Genomic DNA, 19,536 nt, shown 5'->3' with positions numbered 1-19,536 from the left:
TTTCATCCACCCGCCAAATCCTCTGCTTAAGCTACCAATCCTTGCGTTCCCTTAAGCTCGTAATTTGGGCAACATGATGTTTGCCATGCCACGCTACAAATCCTAGAAAATAAGCTAGGCCAATCTGACTGCCCTTCTCCGGATGATAGAACATTTTATCAAAATCAGAAAGCTGCATCGAACGAAGCAGCAATACCCATCGCGCATAAATGCCCTCTACGATCGCTAAACTGATGTCTGGAGAAGCTTGCAGACTGTCCGCCGTCTCCGCCCAGCGCTCTTCGTTAAAAGGCTTGATCGTCGGATTGGACTCCGTGAGCGCAAGCTTGAAGCGTGAGAAACAATTCATTGAAGCATCCGCGAGATGATGCGCAACCTGGCGCAAGGTCCAGCCGCCGCTCCGGTAAGACGTATCTAACTGCTCCGCATCCAAATCCGCCAGCGCCGCTCTCAGCTGCGCAGGCAGCTTCTCTATATCTGCAATCCACTGCTCACGATGCTTAACAGTCATTCCATCGAACGAGTACCTGCCAATCGGATAACGTAATTTGTCCATTCCGTTCCCTCCTGTTCAATCGTCCTGCAACTTCAATCACATCTTCTATCATACCATATGCTGGTGCAAAATCTAACCAGACCATTCACATTTCGAGCGGTCAATTATACTTGATTCTGCAAATAATTGCGAGCTTCGCTTCTTAGCTCATGAGCCAGCTTGTAAAGCTCGGCAATGTCGAACCGGCCAATCTCCTCGAACCGTTTCACAGCCTCGTCAATATCCACGGCTTCAACGGCAATGACCTGCTCGCCATCAGGCGGATTAAGCGGAGCTCCAACGAGACGAACCTCCCCATATCCGACAAGTCTAACGAACTTTGGATGCGGAATGTGCGGCCTATAAGGTTCGGACGCGAACGATCGGCATTTAAAGCATCCGAACAGCGTGTACGAAACAAGCTCAGCGCCAAGCTCCTCCTTCACCTCACGCACGAGTGCATCCATATGGTGCTCCTGCGGCTCCAGCGTCCCTCCGGCAAGCTCCCATCTTCCGTTATCGAGCTTCATCACCACATATTGCTCGCCTACTGTAGGAATGATGCTTATATTGCTGACCAGCCCTTCATCCACCTCATAATCGAGTGAAAAGCAATTTTCAACAAATCCCATTACAATGCCCTTTGATAGAGCAGGATACGCTTCTAATTCTCTGTTCATTCGTGCAGACTTCCTTTTTATTTATTTGTTAATTGATTGTTGACCTATGAACGGTATGACTTTGCTTAATGATTCCTTTATTTCATAAAGCTCCTGTTCATTTGCAAGGGGCCAACCTCACTTCGCTCTTCTAATCCGTGCATTACACCCTTTTGTCAACGATATGTTTATTTTCACTTATTTCTTTTCTGAGCATTTGAAACTCACTATTTAGCGTCTCCATCTGTTTAGTCAATTTGGATGAGTCAATAGCACCCCGTATAACGAACGACAGCAAAAGCATGGAAATGACCAAAAAAATAATCCCAAACAATATAGGGTCCATATTCCCCCTCCTCCCAGGTTTCCGAAAGAAAGCAGCTTCGTAAGCAAGCCGCCCCTTTCCACCTCAAATAGTTTACCAAATGGCAAGCGCCTTTTGTATCCCTTATTGCTCGGGAAAAGAAAACGGAGCGCAATACTGTCGCCAGTATGCACCCCGTTGTTTCTTTGCTATGATCGGTAATCGATTAATCCTCTTTTGTTGAGAGGTTTTCCACTTGGAGAATATCGCCGTAAATTTCTTCAAGCGCAACACCCACAAACTTGCGGGAGCGCGGGTTTCTAAGCTCCGACTTGTCTCCGTTGCGAAGCATGCGGGCACGTCTGGAAGCTGCTACGACAAGCGTGTATTTACTGTCAACTTTTTTCACCATTTCGTCAATGGACGGATATAACATCGTACATTCTCCTCACTCATGCTTTCTCAATTGCAGCAACCATTCCCGAAACGTAGGGCAAATATCTGTCTCTGCGGCAATGCTCTGCAATCATGATGCTTCGAATACGATCGCAGGCAGCATCTATCTCATCATTCAATACCGCATAGTCGTAGTGACCGAGCAAATTCATCTCATCAACGGCGACAGACATACGATTATTGATCGTATCCAATGATTCCGTGCCACGGCCGGTAATTCGCTGCTTTAACTCATCCAAGGACGGAGGCAATAGAAATACGAAAATGCCTTCGGGAAACTTTTGTTTCACCTTAAGCGCTCCCTGCACTTCGATCTCCAAAATAACATCCTTGCCGCTCGCTAATGTGCGTTCTACGAATTCACGCGGTGTTCCGTAGTAATTACCAACATATTCGGCATGCTCCAGCAGCGCGTCTCGCGCGATCATGTCCTGGAACTGCTCTTTGCTTTTGAAAAAATAATTGACGCCGTCTACTTCACCCTGACGCGGCAGCCTGGTCGTTGCCGACACAGAATACACCAGCTCAGGAACCTTATTACGAAGAACCGAACAAACCGTCCCCTTGCCAACCCCCGAAGGGCCGGACAATACAATTAGCAATCCCTTATCCATATTACTCCCCGTACTATTCGTCGTTATCGTCGTCCTTAGTGGACAACCGGTGCGCAACCGTCTCCGGCTGAACAGCCGATAAAATCACATGATCGCTATCTGTAATAATAACAGCGCGCGTGCGGCGTCCGTATGTCGCATCAATGAGCATATGCCGGTCGCGCGCCTCTTGAATGATTCTCTTAATCGGAGCTGATTCCGGGCTTACGATTGAAATAATGCGGTTTGCTGATACAATGTTCCCGAATCCGATATTAATTAGTTTGATAGCCAAGCCTGGTTCCTCCTTCGCCTACGGCCTTCCCTTGTGCATCTGCCTTCAAATGATCAAATACCCTATTATATTTATAAATGTGAATACGACAAGTTTGCGTTCTTGCCAAATACCGACAGAACTACTGCACTATTGTTGACGAAAAAAGTGCCGGACATACGTCCCGGGGCATGCATCGGCATATGCCGCAGCTGCATTTGGGCAGTCTGTCCTTGCCATGCTGCATATATGTGGCAACTGTATCTATGCTTCATATTAATTGATTTTTCACAAACGAACAAGCGAAAATGCGAAAACAGGCCAAAAAGGCTGTTTTTCGCATTCATTCTATCGTATTTAGCTACATACGCTCTGTCTTCCGCCACACATATTCCGTGAGCTGAACACCCATTTCATAGAACATAAACGGCGTAATTAAATAGATCCCTTTAAAATACGGCAAAGCGGCATCAAGCAGCTCCTTCGCGATCTGCACGCCTTCCGCCCGGCCCGCTTCCCCTTCGAGACCCGACATCCGCTGCCGAACCTCATCGGATAGCTGAATGCCCGGCACCTCGTTATGCAAATATTCAGCGTTACGTCCGCTGGCAAGCGGCATAATACCGATAAATACAGGCACGGATAGGTGCTTCGTCGCTTCCGCGACTCGTTCAATAAGGTCCGGATCATAAATGGGCTGCGTCATAATATAGTCCGCACCTGACGATATTTTGCGTTCAAGACGCTGTACAGCCTTATCCAAATACTTGACGTTCGGATTAAACGCAGCACCTACGACGAACTTCGCCTTTTGCTTGAGCGGCTTGCCCGAGAAGGCCGTTCCGTCATTCAGCTGCTTAATCATCCGGATCATTTCGAAAGAGGTAAGATCGTATACCGAGCTTGAATCCGGCAAGTCGCCGAACCGTGCAGGGTCTCCGGTTACAGCCAGTACGTGGTCGATATCGAGCGCGTCCAACCCCATCATATGAGACTGCGTCCCGATCAAGTTGCGGTCGCGGCATGCGATATGAACGAGCGGTCGTATGCCTACCTTCTCCTGTACAAGCGCTGCAAGCGCAATGTTGCTCATGCGCGTAACCGCAAGCGAATTGTCAGCCATCGTAACCGCATCCGCCTTCGCTTCCTTCAACGCGGCAGCGCCGTCCATAAACTTGCGGATATCCAGATCACGAGGCGGATCCAGCTCAACAATGACGGTATGGCGTTTCTGCACCAGATCAACGATTGACGGCTCCTGTACAGCAAGCTTTTGCGGTGCCTTGTCTTCTGCAGCCGGCTTCTCATTCGGCTTTATGACAATCTTCTCTACCGCTGCCACAGCTGCCGCAGGTTGTCCGATTTGAGGGATATAGCCATCAAGCGCCGCAGCAATTGCCTTAATATGCTCCGGCGTCGTTCCGCAGCAGCCGCCGATTAGGCGTGCGCCGCGGTCGGCGAAGCGCTGGGCTGTCTCCGCAAAATACTCAGGGCCCGCGGAATACGTATATTTGCCGTCTATATAGTCCGGTATACCTGCGTTCGGATATACCGATAACGGTAAACCGACTGGTCCCGCTATCGAATCGATCGCCCTCATAATGCCGGTAGGGCCGCTGCGGCAATTAAAACCGACCACGTCAGCACCGGCTTCCTGAAGCTGATCAAAGGCTCCCTTCATCCCGTTCCCGTCCTGCGTGCGGCCGACATCCTCAACCGCAAACTGGCAAATAACAGGAACGTCGGAAGCAGCTCTTGCAATCCGAAGCGCAAGGAGCATCTCATCGAGATCATAGAACGTTTCAAGCAAAATGCCGTCCACGCCCTCATCAAGAAGCGCATGCATTTGACGCTGATAAGCTTCGATTACTTTTGCCGTTCGCAAATTTTTTAATTTACCATCGCGAATGGAGCCAACCGCTCCTACGACGTAGGCATCATCACCGATCGCAGCACGGGCTGCGCGCACGCCGGCACGGTTAATAGCATCCATCTCGCCCTCTAAGCCATATTTCGAAAGCTTCTCAAAATTGGCCGAAAACGTATTCGTCTCGATTACACGCGCCCCGGCTTCGTAGTAGCGGCGATGAATGTTCTCGATCACATCGGGACGCAGTGTATTAAATTCCTCATAAGAAACGCCGACAGGGAACCCCATCTGATACAGATAGGTTCCCATCGCGCCGTCCCCGGTCAAGATACGCTGCTGGAGCGCTTCCCGCAAATCCGGTTTCATTATATTCATTCCACCCATCTTACGTTGCTCTTAAAGCGTGCCGCGGAACGATACCGCAGCCGGACCAGTCATATAAACATGATTATCGGACTCATTCCACTCAATGAGAAGATCGCCGCCTTTGAGCGATACGGTAGCGGTCCGGTCTGTCGCGCCGGTCAACACCGAAGCGACAAGCGTTGCGCATGCGCCGGTGCCGCAAGCTAGCGTAGGGCCCGCGCCGCGTTCCCATACGCGCATATCGGTATGCGTACGGGAGTTAACCGTCACAAACTCAACATTGATTTTGCGGGGAAATAACGGATGCGTTTCAAGCTTCGGTCCCCATGTGCTCAGATCAAAGTGTACAGCATCGTCTACGTAAATGACGCAGTGCGGGTTACCCATCGATACGGCGGTGAAACGGAATTCATGTCCATCCACCTCGATCGGATGCTCGATAACCTGTTCGGCATCGATTGTAGTCGGCACCTGAAGGCCATTCAAAATCGGCTCTCCCATATCAACACGTACAGATGATACTTCGCCATCCGAAACAGTGAGCTGCACCTTCTGGGCGCCGGCGCCTAACGTTTCGATCGTAATTACTTCTTTATCGGTTAAGCCATTATCGTAAACATATTTAGCTACGCAGCGGATGGCATTGCCGCATTGCTCTGCCTCTGAACCATCGGAATTAATAATGCGCATACGGAAATCTGCGATCTCCGAAGGTAAAATATAGACAAGTCCATCAGCGCCGATGCCAAAAAATCGATTGCAAAGCCGGATTGCCAAATCCGCCACATGATCAGGAAGCTGCTGCTCGCCTGCTATAACGACAAAGTCATTTCCTAAACCGTGCATTTTTGTGAAATTCATCTGTTTGCCCTCTCCTTGCCGCATCTCTAGGTATAATAAAGCTATTATTTATTCCTAATAGCATACCGCAAAGCAAGAAGAAAGGCTATTCATAATTTGTATCATCATTTGCATTTTTTTGTTATCTTGCCGCGGTTTGCGGTCCGATCGGCCATTTTGTTTTGGTCTTCGTTTTCTTCGAGGTGCCCAGCACGCTGCCAATTCCCATTACGAAAGTAGGAATTCCTGCGGCTACAAATACGAGACACCATTCGCGGAAATTAAGCGGAACGGTTTTGAAAATGGGCTGCAGCGCCTCGATATAAAGCACGCCAATCATAAGCAGCAGCGATGAGAACACGGCGAGCACCAAATATTTATTCTGAAACGGATTGCGGTGAAAAATAGAACGCGAGCTTCTGCAGTCGAATACGTGAATGAGCTGCGCCATGACGAGTGTTGCGAATGCTACCGTCTGTGCCTTCATCAGCTGCGCTGCGCTGCTGGGCGCGTCATGCAATGAAATCCAGAAAGCACCTAGCGTACACACCCCGATCAATATTCCTCGGCTAATGATTTTCCAGCCGAGCCTGCGGGAGAAAATACTTTCTTTGGCCGAACGCGGCTTTTGCTGCATCAAATCCTTCTCCGCCTGATCGACGCCGAGCGCCATCGCCGGCAAGCCGTCCGTAACCAGGTTGACCCAAAGAATTTGGATAGGCACCAGCGGCAGCGGCAGCCCCGCCATCATCGCGAGAAACATTACGAGTATTTCTCCGACGTTGGATGCTAATAAATAACGGATAAATTTGCGAATATTTTCGTAAATGCCCCGCCCTTCCTCAATAGCGGCTACTATCGTCGAGAAGTTGTCGTCGCTCAGCACGAGCGCTGAGGCTTCCTTCGATACATCCGTTCCGGTAATGCCCATTGCGATGCCGATATCAGCCGCTTTAATCGCCGGAGCGTCATTAACGCCGTCGCCGGTCATCGCAACGACATGCCCTTGGCGCTGAAGCGACTTAACGATCCGCAATTTATGCTCTGGCGAGACGCGTGCGTAAACGTAAATGTTATCCACCAGCCGGTCAAGCTGCTCGTCGCTCATCGCCTCCAGCTGTCTGCCGCTCGTTGCGATGCCGCCGCGCGGCATAATGCCAAGCTGCCCGGCAATCGCTTCGGCCGTCAGTTGATGATCGCCGGTTATCATAACCGTCTTAATGCCCGCGCGTCTGCAAGTGGCGATCGCTTCCTTCACTTCGCGGCGCGGCGGATCGATCATGCCGGTCAGACCTACGAATACAAGCTGGCATTCCGCATCGCTTTCCGTCTCGCAAGCATCGCTGACGCGTAAATCACGGTAGGCAAGGCCGAGCACCCGAAGCGCGGATTGTGCCATAAGCTCGCCCGCTTCCGCGCATTTGCGTTTAAGCGTCGCCGTGAAAGGCACAACCTTTCCCTCCCAGAGAACATAGGAGCAATGATCCATCAGCAAATCAGGAGCTCCCTTCGTACAGATGAGACGTCCGCCTTGATGAGAAACCACGACTGACATCCGCTTCCGCTCCGAATCAAAGGGAAACTCCTTCTCCCGTCTGTAAAGCTGCTCCAGCGATTTGGCGGAGGAGCCCAGCTTGGCTGACAGCACCGCTAGCGCACCCTCTGTCGGATCTCCCTTAAGCAGCCATTCCTCCTGCACTTCCTTATTTTTCCGTTTGCCCTTATCCGCCGGTTCCACCTTCACCAGCTGAGCATTATTGCATAAGGCACTCACCTGGAGAAGACGTTTAACGGATAAATCATGCTTGATATCAAGCGCGTTGCCATCTTCATAAATAGCGCCTGTCGGATCATATCCTTCACCGCTTACTTCAAGCTGCCTCCCGCTTATCCATACATGCGTAACCGTCATTTTATTTTGAGTCAGCGTCCCCGTTTTGTCCGAGCAAATAACCGATGCGCAGCCGAGCGTCTCGACAGACGGCAGCTTGCGTACGATTGCCTTCCGTTTGATCATCCGCTGTACGCCCAGCGCGAGCGCGATTGTCACGATAGCCGGCAGTCCCTCCGGAATGGCCGCAACCGCCAAGCTAACACCGGCCAGAAACATGCCGTATGCTGGCTGGCCGTGCAAAATACCTGCTGCGACAACCATGATCGTCAATCCTATCGCAACGACGATTAAAATTTTGCCAAGCTGCTCCAGCCGATGCTGCAGCGGCGTCTCCATCGATTCCGTCTGCTCGATAAGACCCGCGATTTTACCCATTTCCGTACCCATGCCCGTACGAATGACAACCGCTTTTGCCGTGCCCCGCGTGAGCATCGTGCCCATGAATCCAATGTTTCGCTGATCACCTAAAGGCAGATCATCATCGCAGATAGCCGCAGCATGCTTCCCGACCGGCACCGATTCTCCCGTCAAAGCAGATTCCTCTACATAGCAGCTGTTCGCTTCGAGCAGACGCACGTCAGCCGGAATCCGGTCTCCGCTCTCCAGGTAAATAAGATCACCTGCAACGAGCTCCTTAGCAGGGACGGTCAGCAATTCTCCTCCGCGAATAACTTTGGCCGTCGGGGCAGACAATTCCTTTAGCGCCCGCAGCGAGCGTTCCGCCCGAAATTCCTGAACGAAGCCAAGTACCGCGTTAATTACAATAATAGCGACAATCGTAATCGCGTCTAAATATTCTCCCAGCAAGCCGGAAATTAATGTCGCTCCCATCAATACAAGCACCATAAAATCTTTAAATTGATTGAGGAACAATAAGATCGGCGAGACGCGCTTGCCCTCCCTCAATTCATTTCGTCCGTGTTTTTCCAGCCGCTGCGCCGCTTCCGACGTCGTCAGCCCTTGATCCGGGGAGCTGACTAACGCGTCAACCAACTCACTTATCCCCATTTGATGCCATTTCATTTGTTCCATGGTATAACTCCCTCCCGTAATATACCGAGCCAAGCAGCAACGGCGCCGGCCCTTCGGACAGCCTTTATAGGGTAAATGTATTCGGACAGCCCACAAAATATCCCATGAAGGACTTAAGTTTTTGTCTCATCTATGGCATGATAGAGAAAGACTAACCAAGGAAGCGAGGAACCATACACCATGGCATTAGACGGCATCGTCACCCATGCGATCACGCATGACCTTCAGCGCTGCGTCGGCGCGCGTATATATAAAATTCACCAGCCTACCGACCACGAGCTAGTATTCAGCATTCGCGGCGCGGGTATGCAGGGCAAGCTGCTTGTGTCCGCCAATCCGACCTATCCTCGCGTGCACTGGACGACAGGCACATACGTCAACCCTATGGAAGCGCCTATGTTTTGCATGCTGCTACGGAAGCATTGCGAGGGGGGCGTCATTGAATCCATTCGTCAAATCGGGCGCGAGCGCATCATTCATATCGAAGTGAAGCATCGCGACGAGCTCGGCGATTTATCGAACAAAACGATTATTATCGAAATCATGGGACGTCACAGCAACATTATTTTGATGGATCCATCAACGGGCATTATTCATGACGGCATACATCATGTCACTCCTGCAATTAGCAGCCATCGTATTGTATTGCCGGGCAGTATTTACACCTCTCCGCCTGAGCAGGGCAAGCTCGATCCTTTAACGATTGCAGACGAGCAGCAATTTTCGGAAGCGCTAAGCGACACCGATGAGACTGCACCACTTTATAAAAGGCTGGTAGATAAGCTTAGCGGCTTCAGCCCCTTGCTCGCCAAGGAGCTCGTGTATCGCGCGCAGCCTGACGCAGACAAGCTTCCGAATGCAGAAGGCGCATCGCAGCCGACCATAAGCGAAATATGGAGCAGCTTCGCAAGCTTTATCCAGCTGGTAAAGAAGGATCAATACAAGCCTACTATCATAACAAATACGGATACCGGAAAATCATTTTTCTCGATCACGGAGCTCACGCATATTGACGGAGAAGCCGCGGTTTTCCCTGACGTTAGCGCTTGTCTTGAGGGCTTCTACGGCAACAAGGCCGAACGGGACACCGTTAAGCAGCGTGCCGCGGACCTCATCCGTTTCGTCCAAAATGAAAAAGCAAAAAACATCACAAAAATTAAAAAGCTGGAAGAAACGCTCGTCGAGGCGAACGCTGCAGAGAAATATAGAGTATTAGGCGAACTGCTTACGGCTTATATGCATCAAATGAAACGCGGCGATACTTCAATAGAGCTCATTAACTTTTATGATGAGGATCAAGCCACGGTCACGATTGAGCTTGATCCTCAGCTCTCGCCTTCTGACAACGCGCAGCGTTATTTCCGGCGGTACACGAAGCATAAGAACAGCTTATCCATCGTCGCAGAGCAAATGGAGATCGCCCGTACCGAAATTCAATATTTTGAAGCGCTGCTGCAGCAGGTCGATAACGCCTCGCTTGGCGATATAGGCGAAATTCGCGACGAGCTCGTGGAACAGGGCTATATGAAGGAGCGCGGCCGGCGCGGACCGAAAAAGAAAAAAGCGCTTAAGCCAACCTTGCATTGCTACACCTCCTCCGAAGGTGTAACAATGTATGTAGGCAAAAACAATACGCAAAACGAATATTTAACGAACCGGCTCGCCTCGCCATCCGATACATGGCTTCATACGAAGGATATTCCCGGCTCGCATGTCGTCATCAGAGGCGGCGACTTCGGCAATGCAACGCTTGAGGAGGCGGCAATGCTTTCAGCGCATTATAGTCAAGCTCGCGACTCCAGCTCGATTCCGGTTGATTACACGTTCATTCGGCATGTACGGAAGCCAAACGGCGCGAAGCCAGGCTTCGTCATTTACGACAACCAAAAAACGCTGTTTATAACACCGGACGAGCAGCGCATTAAATCGCTGGCATGTGAATTAAAGTAAACGGCCGAAGTTTAAACTTATGCCAAAAATAAAAAATGCGTTCAACAATCTTATGTAATAGCCAGCAGCTCATACGAGCTTAAACATCAAAAAACACGGTCTCTCATTCACCTGGAATAAGAAGCCGTGTTTTTGATTTTTTTATGCAGCTCTTGCCATTTCCGCAATCAGGAAACAATGCTCCGCGTATCGCTGCTTCATAAATCGAATTGGATTTACGCGTCATATTGCTGTCTTCTCCAAGAAGGCTCCAGCTGCTGCAGCACATTTGCATGAACTGTACGACTGCCTATGGCACCATGAAAAACGACTCCCGAACGCGAACCATGAAAATCCGAGCCGCCCGTAGCAATCAAATGATAACTCGCTGCGAGCCCAGCATAGCGCCGCTCTTCTTCGGGCCCATGGTCAGAATGGAGCACTTCGATCCCCTGAACGCCGTAACGAATGATCTCCTCTACTAATGAATCATTGCCGTATAAGCCGGGATGCGCAATAACGCTTGTGCCGCCGGCCTCCCGTATCCAATCAATGGCCTCAAACGGATTCAGCCTTGGAGGATTGACATAAGCCGCTGCACCTGTCTTTAAATAACGATCGAACGCTTCCTTCATATTAGAGACGATACCCTTGCGGATTAGCGCCGCAGCAATATGCGGGCGACCGATGCTGGCGTCAGCTGCTTTCTGCGATTCCATCGCACTTTCTCCATGTGCGGCAGCTATGACCTCATCCATTGTTAGAGCAATGCCGAGCTCCCGCAGCTTATTTACGATCATCTCATTCCGTTGATCTCTTATTCCGCGCAGGCTTGCGAGACGCGTCAGCCACTTTACATCATCATTATTCGTGTAATAACCAAGAATATGAATATCCGTCCCGTTTGCAACCGTGCTCATCTCAACACCCGGTACAACCGTTATGCCGAGGCGCTCCCCCTCCAGCATCGCTTCCGCTACGCCCGCGACCGTATCATGATCCGTGATGGCGACCGCCGAAAGTCCCGCCGCTTTAGCCAATCGGACGTTCTCTGCCGGAGATTGCATGCCATCTGAAGCCGTTGTATGCGTGTGCAAATCAGCACGACCATTCATTAGAGCCATTGCTGTAAATCCCTCTCTCTCAGAAAGGTTAGGAAGGTTACGGCTGATATCGGCAATATAGCCGATTTCAAATAAATGGAATAAAACTGTCGCTGAAACTTGGAATCCGACACTTTGATCATCCGGATTAAATCGAGCGCCACCTCATGCTTTACGGATGAGGAAGAGACGAAGGAAATGCCTAAGCCAGCCTCAACAGCCGATTTCACAGCGCCCGTGCTTCCCAGCTCCATTACGATTTTCATCGAAGCGGGATCGATATTTTTCCTCCTCAGCTGCTCTTCCATAACAAGTCTAGTCCCCGAGCCCTGCTCACGGAGCACGAAGGGAAATTTCATAACTTCCTCTAAAGTGACGGAAGAACGCTCAGCTAACGGATGCGATTTGGAAACAATCAATCTAAGCTCGTCACTCATAACCGCTTCCATATGCATATCCGGATGATTAACCGGAGCTTCGATCAAACCAAAATTTAGCTGATGAGTTAAAATATCTTCCATGATTTGCGAGGTGTTCATTACTTTCATGCTTATTGAGATATGCGGATACTCCTGACCGAACGGACCGAGCAAGCGCGGCAAAATGTATTCGCCTATCGTTAAGCTCGAGCCGAGCTGAAGTCTTCCCTTCAACTGCTTCGTGAAAGCGGACATCGCCTGGTCCGTATCGCGAATTAAATCGATGCTGCGCTGAGCGTAAGGCATAAGCGCCCTTCCAGCTTCCGTCAGCTCAATCCGTTTCGTAGAGCGCTGCAGCAGCTTCGTGCCGAAATAGTCCTCCAGTGACTGTACTTGCATTGTAACGGCCGGCTGAGTCATATGTAATGATTGCGCCGCCGCTGAAAAACTTCCGCGTTCCGCAACCGTACAAAATATGTGCAGCTGATGAAAATTAAGCGCCATGAACCAATCATCCTTTCTTCTGGTGCTTATTATACTACAAAGCTTGTACAGAATCTTACAACCGTATCAAAAAAGCGTGCAATCTTATTCAGATTGCACGCTCGGCTCATTATTGTATAGTAATAATAATTTATTTTCGTTTTCTGCTGCTCTTTACAAGAGTCATGCGCCGAGAATGACGAAGCCATGAATAATAGGACTTAAGATCCCTAAGCTCAATGGTTTCTGACATGCGCCCCAGGAAGGTTACGATGATCATCTTATGTAAAGGGATTCCGGTAATATCCGTTTCCGTAAGTGATTCAGCAAATTCAGCAACAAATACGAGATCATCGTCAATTAAATAGACATCCTGTTCGTTGCGGTAATAGGGCTCGATCCGCCCTTGCTTCAAACATTCCCATAGAAATTCAGCAATGTCTTCAAAACCGGTTTTCTCGCTTTCGATCCGGTCTAACCACCGACTCTTGGCATGGTTCGTAATGACGATATCCGCTACTTTCTTATCGCCTAGATCGATATAAAACGACTCGTATGTGCTCCACCTTCTCGTCATTTTATCTTTCAATGCGCAACCTACTCCTTCCAAGGAACCAGGGCTTTTATACTATGAATTTAATTCCATTTTACCACGATTGTCCGATAATACAACAATAAATTGAAGTCAGACCATTTTTGTAAGTTAATGGATATAAGTGCATAAAAAAACACTTCTCAGCGTTATTCGTCACTGAGAAGTGCGTTTTATGAAAATAATTGATTATATTTTTCATTCATGCACCTGCTTATCATTTAAGCGCTATGAACTTTCGCCGTCATTAACGGCGCTGACCGTTCACGCTCTCTATAAGCTGTAAAATCTCGTTTTATCTTCACTGTCTTTACTGTATTCGGTCTTAATTTCATTCCGGTAAGAACGTTCAATCTTACGAACGTACGGAAGCTTCCCCATTTGCCGCACAGCCTCATCAGAACGCTCCGCATTCATGTACATGACGACGTAATGCATCTTCCTCGACATATAATGAACCGTCCCGAATCTTTCCAGTGATCTAGCCGCTTTCAAATCACTTACCCATACAATATATCCCGTTCGATCCGGTAGCATCCTTTCCCTCCTAAAAGGTTTGCACTGCAAACCTTACTTCGTAGCATATGCTTAGGTTTGCGCGCAAGCCTGCTTCATAAGCGTAAACCAAATGCCCGCGTTCTGCATCAAATTAGCCGCAGCCGCCGCTTCCGCAACTGCATGAACCGCCGCTGCCGCAGCTGCCCCCGCCGCCGGCCTTTTCGTTGCCGGGCACTTTAATATTGTCCGAAACAGACTCCGCAATGGTACGAGATACATCGTAAAGCATATCATCTACGACCTGTTCCGCGAACTTGAAGCGGCGAACGCTTTCGATTTCGCTCAGCTCTCGTTCAATTTGCTTTACCTTGTCTTTCGCTTCGTTGTAATCGGGGTGAAAGCGGCCAAATCGTTCGCATTCGGCAAACAGCTCCTTTGCCTTCGCGAATCGTTTCGACATTTGCTTTACTTCATCGTCTTCATTCACAGCCGACTTCCAATATAAATATTCGGCAACTTCAGCCGATTGATTGATCCAATCACCTAATTCATAAGCACAAAGCAGCAGTGACGCCATATCGAGAGAAGAAACGCCGCCTTGCGATTGCTCCAACTGAACAGCCGTTAAACCTTCAGCCGTTGGCATTCATCCACCTCATTTCAATTCGCTTTTTTCTACATTATCATATCATATTCGCTTAGCCAATAGTTAGAAATTATATTGGTGCTCCTTGACCGGGAATGACCAGCCGCATTTCCTCCCACATATCCGGTGTAAGCCGGATCAACTCGCGCTGCGGTTCGTCCCGCAGCAGCCCAACGACAGCCCAGCCGCCATCCTTCTGCTCGAGCTTCTCAGGAATAAATGAACGAAGCTCGCGATCCATTCGCAGCTGCACCGGTGTTTGCCATTGCAGCGCCTGTTCAATAAGCTCCTTTCTCGTAGAGTGGTGATAAGCGCGAAGCTGCTTCGTCCACATCGCAGGCACTTGCTCCAATTGAGAAAAGGCTTGAAGCTTTTTCCTGGCAGCATATTTATTCAGTTCAAAATGGTGAAGCGGAAAAGCTTCATAAATATAAGAAGGTGCAGTCGTTTTAGTCTTTTCTGTTGCGCATATTTCCAGAACTCTTTCGTCTTCACATCCTGAATGAATAATTGGATAACCGGGTTGTTCGTTCCGAGCGCCTGATTGTATCGCCTTGCGTGCAGGATAGCCCGCTTTCTGCAGCATGCTTTTAATTTCATTGATTTGAGACTTATTCACAATGAAGTCTAAGGAACCAAGCTTTTGAAGGAGCATTGGAGCAAGGGCCGCATCATTCTGGACGATCGCCGCCATCGCTTCGTTATCGCAGCGCAGCAGCACAACCTCCGCAAATTCAGTGCGGCATGCGCGGCTGGTCCATACTTCCAACAACGCCTCCACCGTAGGGGGTAAGGCTGCTCCGCCCGAAGACTGCTGAAGAAAAGCCTGAATGACCGCCCGTGTTCTGCCAAGCTCCAGTGCGCGGGATATCGAGGCGGCTTCCAGCCGGTAGACTGCGATCTGCTCATCCGATTTCCGTTCCGCCAGCAGCTCCAGCTCCCACCTGATCTTGAAGGGACATTCCGGCTGAACCATCACCTCTCCATTCGGCTGAACAGCTATGAAAGGAGAAGACTCCGGGATACCTGTTTGGCTGTCATTTAACAAAGGCGCGGAAGACTTCCATCTGAAAAACATCTCCTTATCATCGGATTGATGACAATCCACAAGCTCGAGCCATCCCATGCTATGCCATAATCCGAACCAGCCAAGCTCCGTAATGCCTTCATTAGTCAGCATATCCATTCCAGTAGCCTCACGCAGCCATTTTTCCATATCCCGCTCCGAATACCATTCCCCTGCCTGCAATCCAATCAATGCCCCCGCTAAATGTGCGCTTCCCGCTCCGGAAGGAAGGAGCAATCCTAGGCACCAATTCATTAATTGACGCTCCCTTGCTGCTTCCTCAAGCTTAAGCCAGCCGCTTAGCATCACTTCGTTCCATTTCAGTGATCCTTCCGCAGCATCAAGCAAGCCAAATGCAGACGCAGCTTCCAGAATAAAGGCCACGGTCAAAGGATAAACGTCCGGATAAGACCATTTTAAATCGAATGTTTTTAGATAGCGTTCATCGATATCGACAGCCTGCATCAGCTTGGCCACCGTTTTTTTAGGAAGCGTACCGCTAACCGTAAGACCTAAACCGCATCTTCCCAAAGCAGAAAAGGCAGATAACAGCTGTCTTCCCAACGGTCTGCAATAAGGCCTCATGACGCCATTCATTAGTCTTTCCCTCTCATGAACGGATATCGGTTCGGCTGTGCATGGGAATAATGCCCTCTGCCATCCGGTGAAGCATTCCAACGGCGTAAAATACAGATTCTCCCCCCATACTTTTTGCACGGAAAACAAAATGCCTGCCTCCTCAAGCACTGCTATTCCATGCTGGCATTCGGCACCTGATAGACCGGTGTGCCTCCGCAATTCTTTAATGAGCCGCTCTCCTTCAACGGGCATAGCCGCAAAGAGACGAAGCAACTCCTTGAAAACCTCCGCTGCATATGGCGTCAGCAAAGCTGCAGCCTCTTTAATAGCCCCGTCCTTTACAGCCGCCTCAGCCCATGTCAGCCCCTTTTGACTGGCTGAATGCCATGCCGGCGCCTGCATAAAGCTCGCCATATGCTCTGTGGAAAGCTTAGCTGCCAGCTGCTGCATTTTCATAAAGCCGCAGCCTCCTCAATCCCCGAATCATCATGCGGTAAGCTTAGTCTCTCATAATGGTAGCCCTGCTCAAGCATAAACAGTTGTCTCTTCATCGCAAATTCCGTTTCCTTCGTTTGATCCGTCACAATCGTATAAAACCATGCACAATTATTACCGGCCTTCGGTCTCAATAATCTTCCAATCCGCTGCGCTTCCTCCTGCCGCGAGCCAAAGCTGCCTGAGAGCTGGATTGCGACTGCCGCATCAGGCAGATCAACGGCAAAATTCGCTACCTTCGAAACGATCAGCACCGATAGATCTCCTGCTTTAAAGCTGTCATACAGCTGCTGCCGCTCCTGCTGGGACACCTCTCCGGTAAGCACGGGGGCCGACAGCGTTTTGGACAGCTCATGCAGCTGATTCAAATATTGCCCAATAATGAGGGTCGGCTTGCCTGTATGCTCACGCAAAAGCCTCTGGACGACCGGGATTTTACCCGGATTTTCAGCTGCCAATCTGAGCTTTGAACGAGCGCTGGCCTGTGCGTACACAAGCTCCTTATTTTTATGGAGAGGCACCCTTATTTCTGTACACGAAACAGCAGCAATATGAGAGCCGGCCTCCGCCGCCTTCCACTGCATGTCAAATTGCTTCGGGCCGATCAAGGAATAAACATCCTCGGCGCAGCCATCCTCCCGAACCAATGTGGCCGTTAAGCCGAGCCGCCGGGTTGCTTGTATATCCGCAGTCATCCGGAATACCGGAGCTGGCAGCAGATGCACCTCGTCGTATATAATGAGCCCCCAATCCCGTTCAAAGAACAGCTTCATATGAGTAAAGGGAGCCTCCTTCGACTTTCGATGCGTTAAAATGTTGTAGGTGGCGATGGTAACCGGTCGAACCTGCTTCAACGTGCCGCAGTACTCACCCACCTCCGCATCCATCAGCGACGTTTTATCTAGCAGCTCGTTCTTCCACTGCTTGACTGAGGTCGTATTGGAGGTGAGAATAAGCGTTGCTCTGCCTAAACGAGTCAGTGCAGCAATTCCAACGATCGTTTTTCCCGCTCCGCATGGCAGTACGATTACGCCGCTGCCTCCTTGCACCGTCCCCTCCTTATAAAAGAGCTCAACCGCAGACTGCTGATAGTCCCTCAATTCGAATTTGCGTCCGCTTGACGTACGATCCTTTAGCTGCAGGGCAAGCGCTTCGCCGGAATGATAGCCCGCCATATCAATGACAGGATATCCAAGACGCGTCAGTTCCTGCTTCAGGGCTCCTCTGCAGCTTTCGTTCAGCACCCAAGCAGCGGCCTCCAGCGGTGCTGTAATACAGCTCATAATGGAGGGTTGCTCTTTCAGCTCATTCATTATAGTCAAATCACCATGCAGGACCAGCTTATCCGAATCGGTCGTCAGCCAGAGCTTATTGTATCTGCCAATCAGCCTCCGTATCATTACCTCCGCTTGAAAAGGCAGCTCATACCGTCCGTATTCCGACAGCCACCCGACAATATCGTCCGCTGCGATTCCCGCAGCCGCCGCATTCCAAAGCGTTAATGGCGTCATGCGATAAGTATGTATAGAGCCTGCTCTTCTTATGGCGTCCATGAAGAGAACGAGCTTCTCTCTTGCCTGCTGTGCCAAAGGCTTGCTCTCATCAAGCAGCACCATTAAATCCGATTGAACGATCAATGGCCTTTCATTAAGATCGTGCATCCTTCTCCTCCTTAAAAGTTTGTGGAACAAACCTGCTACGAAAGCATAAGCTTACGTTTGTGGAACAAACGTACTTCGAAAGCATAAGCCTAAACAGAGTTCTTCTTTCTGACAGTATGCAAAATTTAACACTTTTTTATGCCTCTGCTATAAATTGCTCTGCGCGATTTTCATATGCGAAATGTGTTATAGTAATAAGTAGTTCCTATTTTGACCGTAAACCGGGCTGGAGGTACCGCATCGATGAAAAGAATTATAATCATTCTCCTCATGCTCATTTGTATGCCGCTTGCCGGCTGTTCGACCATTTCTGAGATTTCCTCGAATGTTATTCAAACGAACCAATGGTATCAGGTAGCCGGCTTTATTGACGGCGACACCTTTAAGATCAAAACCGGTTCCGATGAAACGACGATACGGCTGCTTTATGTAGATACGCCGGAAACAAAGAAACCTAATAACCCGGTGGAGGCGTTCGGACCTGAGGCATCCGCTTTTACCGAGAAGCTGTTGACTGAATCACAAGAGGTCAGGCTATCCTTCGACAAGGAGCTGACTGATCGTTTCGAGCGTACGCTTGCGGTCGTCGAGCTTAAGGACGGCCGGATATTAAACGAGCTGCTGTTGGAGCAAGGTCTGGCGAGAGTATTAATTGTTGAACCAAACGTCAAGATGGAAAACGCATACAAACAACTTGAGCAGCAAGCCAAGCAAGCAAAGCAAGGTCTTTGGAGCAGCAGCTCCGAAAGCAATCCTATCGTTTTCCCTGTGAAGAAAGCGGATCGAAACGGTATTCTCATCGAGGTAGACAAACAAGCTGAGCTTGTCACCATAGCCAATACGACAAATGAAATGATCCCTATGAATGGCTGGAAGCTCATCAGTGTTCGCGGCAACCAGACCTACCCGTTTGAGCACTACGTTTTGGACGCGAAGCAAAAAGTGGTCATCACCTCTGCAGACCAGGCAATATCTTCGGACTTTGACCTGCTTCAATGGGGTGCAGCGAATATTTGGAATAACAAAGAATCGGATCCAGCTGAGCTCTACAACGAAAACAACGAATTAGTAGCCGTCTGGGAAGATGATTAGCCGAGATGCCTTCCATAACAAAATAAGGCTGCCGGAGGTGTACCTATGAACTGCGCCCCGTCAAGTAGACAGTACAAATAATAAAAACCAGTTATGCGGCCTTAGTCCTAAATTCCATCGGACTGAGGCCGTTTAATTTCGCCTGTAATC

General features: G+C 49.7%; 17 protein-coding genes. 2 read left to right on the top strand and 15 right to left on the bottom strand.

Going from position 1 to position 19,536, the window contains the following annotated elements; translation table 11 throughout:
• Nucleotides 1–31 precede the first annotated feature (31 nt).
• The 8 genes from ASG81_RS17710 to ASG81_RS17670 all read right to left on the bottom strand — a co-directional run bounded on the left by ASG81_RS17710 (nucleotide 32) and on the right by ASG81_RS17670 (nucleotide 8,823).
• Entirely contained in the window at nucleotides 32–556 is a 525-nt protein-coding gene (locus tag ASG81_RS17710) for a YfiT family bacillithiol transferase (protein WP_056636886.1), read from the bottom strand.
• A 104-nt stretch (nucleotides 557–660) separates the two neighbouring features.
• Entirely contained in the window at nucleotides 661–1,215 is a 555-nt protein-coding gene (locus ASG81_RS32855; RefSeq protein ID WP_056636883.1) for an NUDIX hydrolase, read from the bottom strand.
• A gap of 509 nt (nucleotides 1,216–1,724) precedes the next feature.
• Entirely contained in the window at nucleotides 1,725–1,934 is a 210-nt protein-coding gene (gene rpoZ / locus ASG81_RS17695; protein ID WP_056636877.1) for a DNA-directed RNA polymerase subunit omega, read from the bottom strand.
• A 16-nt stretch (nucleotides 1,935–1,950) separates the two neighbouring features.
• Nucleotides 1,951–2,568 carry a guanylate kinase gene (gene gmk, locus ASG81_RS17690; protein ID WP_056636873.1) on the bottom strand — a complete coding sequence of 206 codons (618 nt, stop codon included), beginning with the start codon at nucleotides 2,566–2,568 and terminating at the stop codon, nucleotides 1,951–1,953.
• Nucleotides 2,569–2,581: 13 nt separating this feature from the next.
• The gene (gene remA / locus ASG81_RS17685; RefSeq protein WP_005548256.1) at nucleotides 2,582–2,842 is read right to left on the bottom strand and encodes an extracellular matrix/biofilm regulator RemA; all 261 of its coding nucleotides are present in this window, start codon (nucleotides 2,840–2,842) and stop codon (nucleotides 2,582–2,584) included.
• A gap of 340 nt (nucleotides 2,843–3,182) precedes the next feature.
• Nucleotides 3,183–5,057, bottom strand: coding sequence for a bifunctional homocysteine S-methyltransferase/methylenetetrahydrofolate reductase (locus ASG81_RS17680; RefSeq protein ID WP_056636870.1), 1,875 nt, complete (start codon nucleotides 5,055–5,057; stop codon nucleotides 3,183–3,185).
• Between the two features lie 30 nt (nucleotides 5,058–5,087).
• A complete protein-coding gene (dapF, locus tag ASG81_RS17675) occupies nucleotides 5,088–5,918 on the bottom strand; it encodes a diaminopimelate epimerase (RefSeq protein ID WP_056636867.1) in 831 nt (276 codons plus the stop codon).
• A 121-nt stretch (nucleotides 5,919–6,039) separates the two neighbouring features.
• The gene (locus tag ASG81_RS17670; RefSeq protein WP_056636864.1) at nucleotides 6,040–8,823 is read right to left on the bottom strand and encodes a calcium-translocating P-type ATPase, SERCA-type; all 2,784 of its coding nucleotides are present in this window, start codon (nucleotides 8,821–8,823) and stop codon (nucleotides 6,040–6,042) included.
• A 180-nt stretch (nucleotides 8,824–9,003) separates the two neighbouring features.
• On the opposite strand from ASG81_RS17670, the gene ASG81_RS17665 reads away from it, so the two are divergent.
• On the top strand, nucleotides 9,004–10,773 hold the full coding sequence (locus tag ASG81_RS17665; RefSeq protein WP_056636862.1) for an Rqc2 family fibronectin-binding protein: 1,770 nt from the start codon (nucleotides 9,004–9,006) through the stop codon (nucleotides 10,771–10,773).
• 215 nt (nucleotides 10,774–10,988) lie between these two features.
• Here the strand turns inward: ASG81_RS17665 and ASG81_RS17660 are convergent, their stop codons facing one another.
• The 7 genes from ASG81_RS17660 to ASG81_RS17630 all read right to left on the bottom strand — a co-directional run bounded on the left by ASG81_RS17660 (nucleotide 10,989) and on the right by ASG81_RS17630 (nucleotide 18,294).
• Nucleotides 10,989–11,876: a PHP domain-containing protein gene (locus ASG81_RS17660; RefSeq protein ID WP_235548921.1), complete on the bottom strand. Its 888-nt coding sequence runs from the start codon at nucleotides 11,874–11,876 to the stop codon at nucleotides 10,989–10,991.
• Nucleotides 11,867–12,778 carry a selenium metabolism-associated LysR family transcriptional regulator gene (locus ASG81_RS17655; protein ID WP_056636860.1) on the bottom strand — a complete coding sequence of 304 codons (912 nt, stop codon included), beginning with the start codon at nucleotides 12,776–12,778 and terminating at the stop codon, nucleotides 11,867–11,869. The genes ASG81_RS17660 and ASG81_RS17655 overlap by 10 nt, the downstream gene beginning before the upstream one ends.
• A 130-nt stretch (nucleotides 12,779–12,908) precedes the next feature.
• A complete protein-coding gene (locus tag ASG81_RS17650) occupies nucleotides 12,909–13,346 on the bottom strand; it encodes a hypothetical protein (RefSeq protein WP_056636858.1) in 438 nt (145 codons plus the stop codon).
• Between the two features lie 276 nt (nucleotides 13,347–13,622).
• Nucleotides 13,623–13,886: a YlbG family protein gene (locus tag ASG81_RS17645; RefSeq protein ID WP_056636856.1), complete on the bottom strand. Its 264-nt coding sequence runs from the start codon at nucleotides 13,884–13,886 to the stop codon at nucleotides 13,623–13,625.
• A gap of 112 nt (nucleotides 13,887–13,998) precedes the next feature.
• The gene (locus ASG81_RS17640) at nucleotides 13,999–14,493 is read right to left on the bottom strand and encodes a YlbF family regulator (RefSeq protein WP_056636854.1); all 495 of its coding nucleotides are present in this window, start codon (nucleotides 14,491–14,493) and stop codon (nucleotides 13,999–14,001) included.
• A 70-nt stretch (nucleotides 14,494–14,563) separates the two neighbouring features.
• Nucleotides 14,564–16,594 (bottom strand): helicase-associated domain-containing protein, encoded by a 2,031-nt coding sequence (locus tag ASG81_RS17635; RefSeq protein WP_056636851.1) that lies wholly within the window; start codon nucleotides 16,592–16,594, stop codon nucleotides 14,564–14,566.
• Complete coding sequence (locus tag ASG81_RS17630) at nucleotides 16,591–18,294, bottom strand: DNA repair helicase XPB (RefSeq protein WP_056636846.1); 1,704 nt, start codon at nucleotides 18,292–18,294, stop codon at nucleotides 16,591–16,593. The genes ASG81_RS17635 and ASG81_RS17630 overlap by 4 nt, the downstream gene beginning before the upstream one ends.
• Before the next feature lie 243 nt (nucleotides 18,295–18,537).
• Here ASG81_RS17630 and ASG81_RS17625 point away from each other — a divergent pair, with 243 nt between their 5' ends.
• Complete coding sequence (locus tag ASG81_RS17625) at nucleotides 18,538–19,386, top strand: thermonuclease family protein (protein ID WP_056636840.1); 849 nt, start codon at nucleotides 18,538–18,540, stop codon at nucleotides 19,384–19,386.
• Nucleotides 19,387–19,536 lie beyond the last annotated feature (150 nt).

Source organism: Paenibacillus sp. Soil522 (assembly GCF_001428245.1).
Lineage (GTDB): Bacteria > Bacillota > Bacilli > Paenibacillales > Paenibacillaceae > Pristimantibacillus.
Note: the sequence above shows the minus strand (reverse complement) of the source record. Positions and strands in the feature narration are given on the sequence as shown.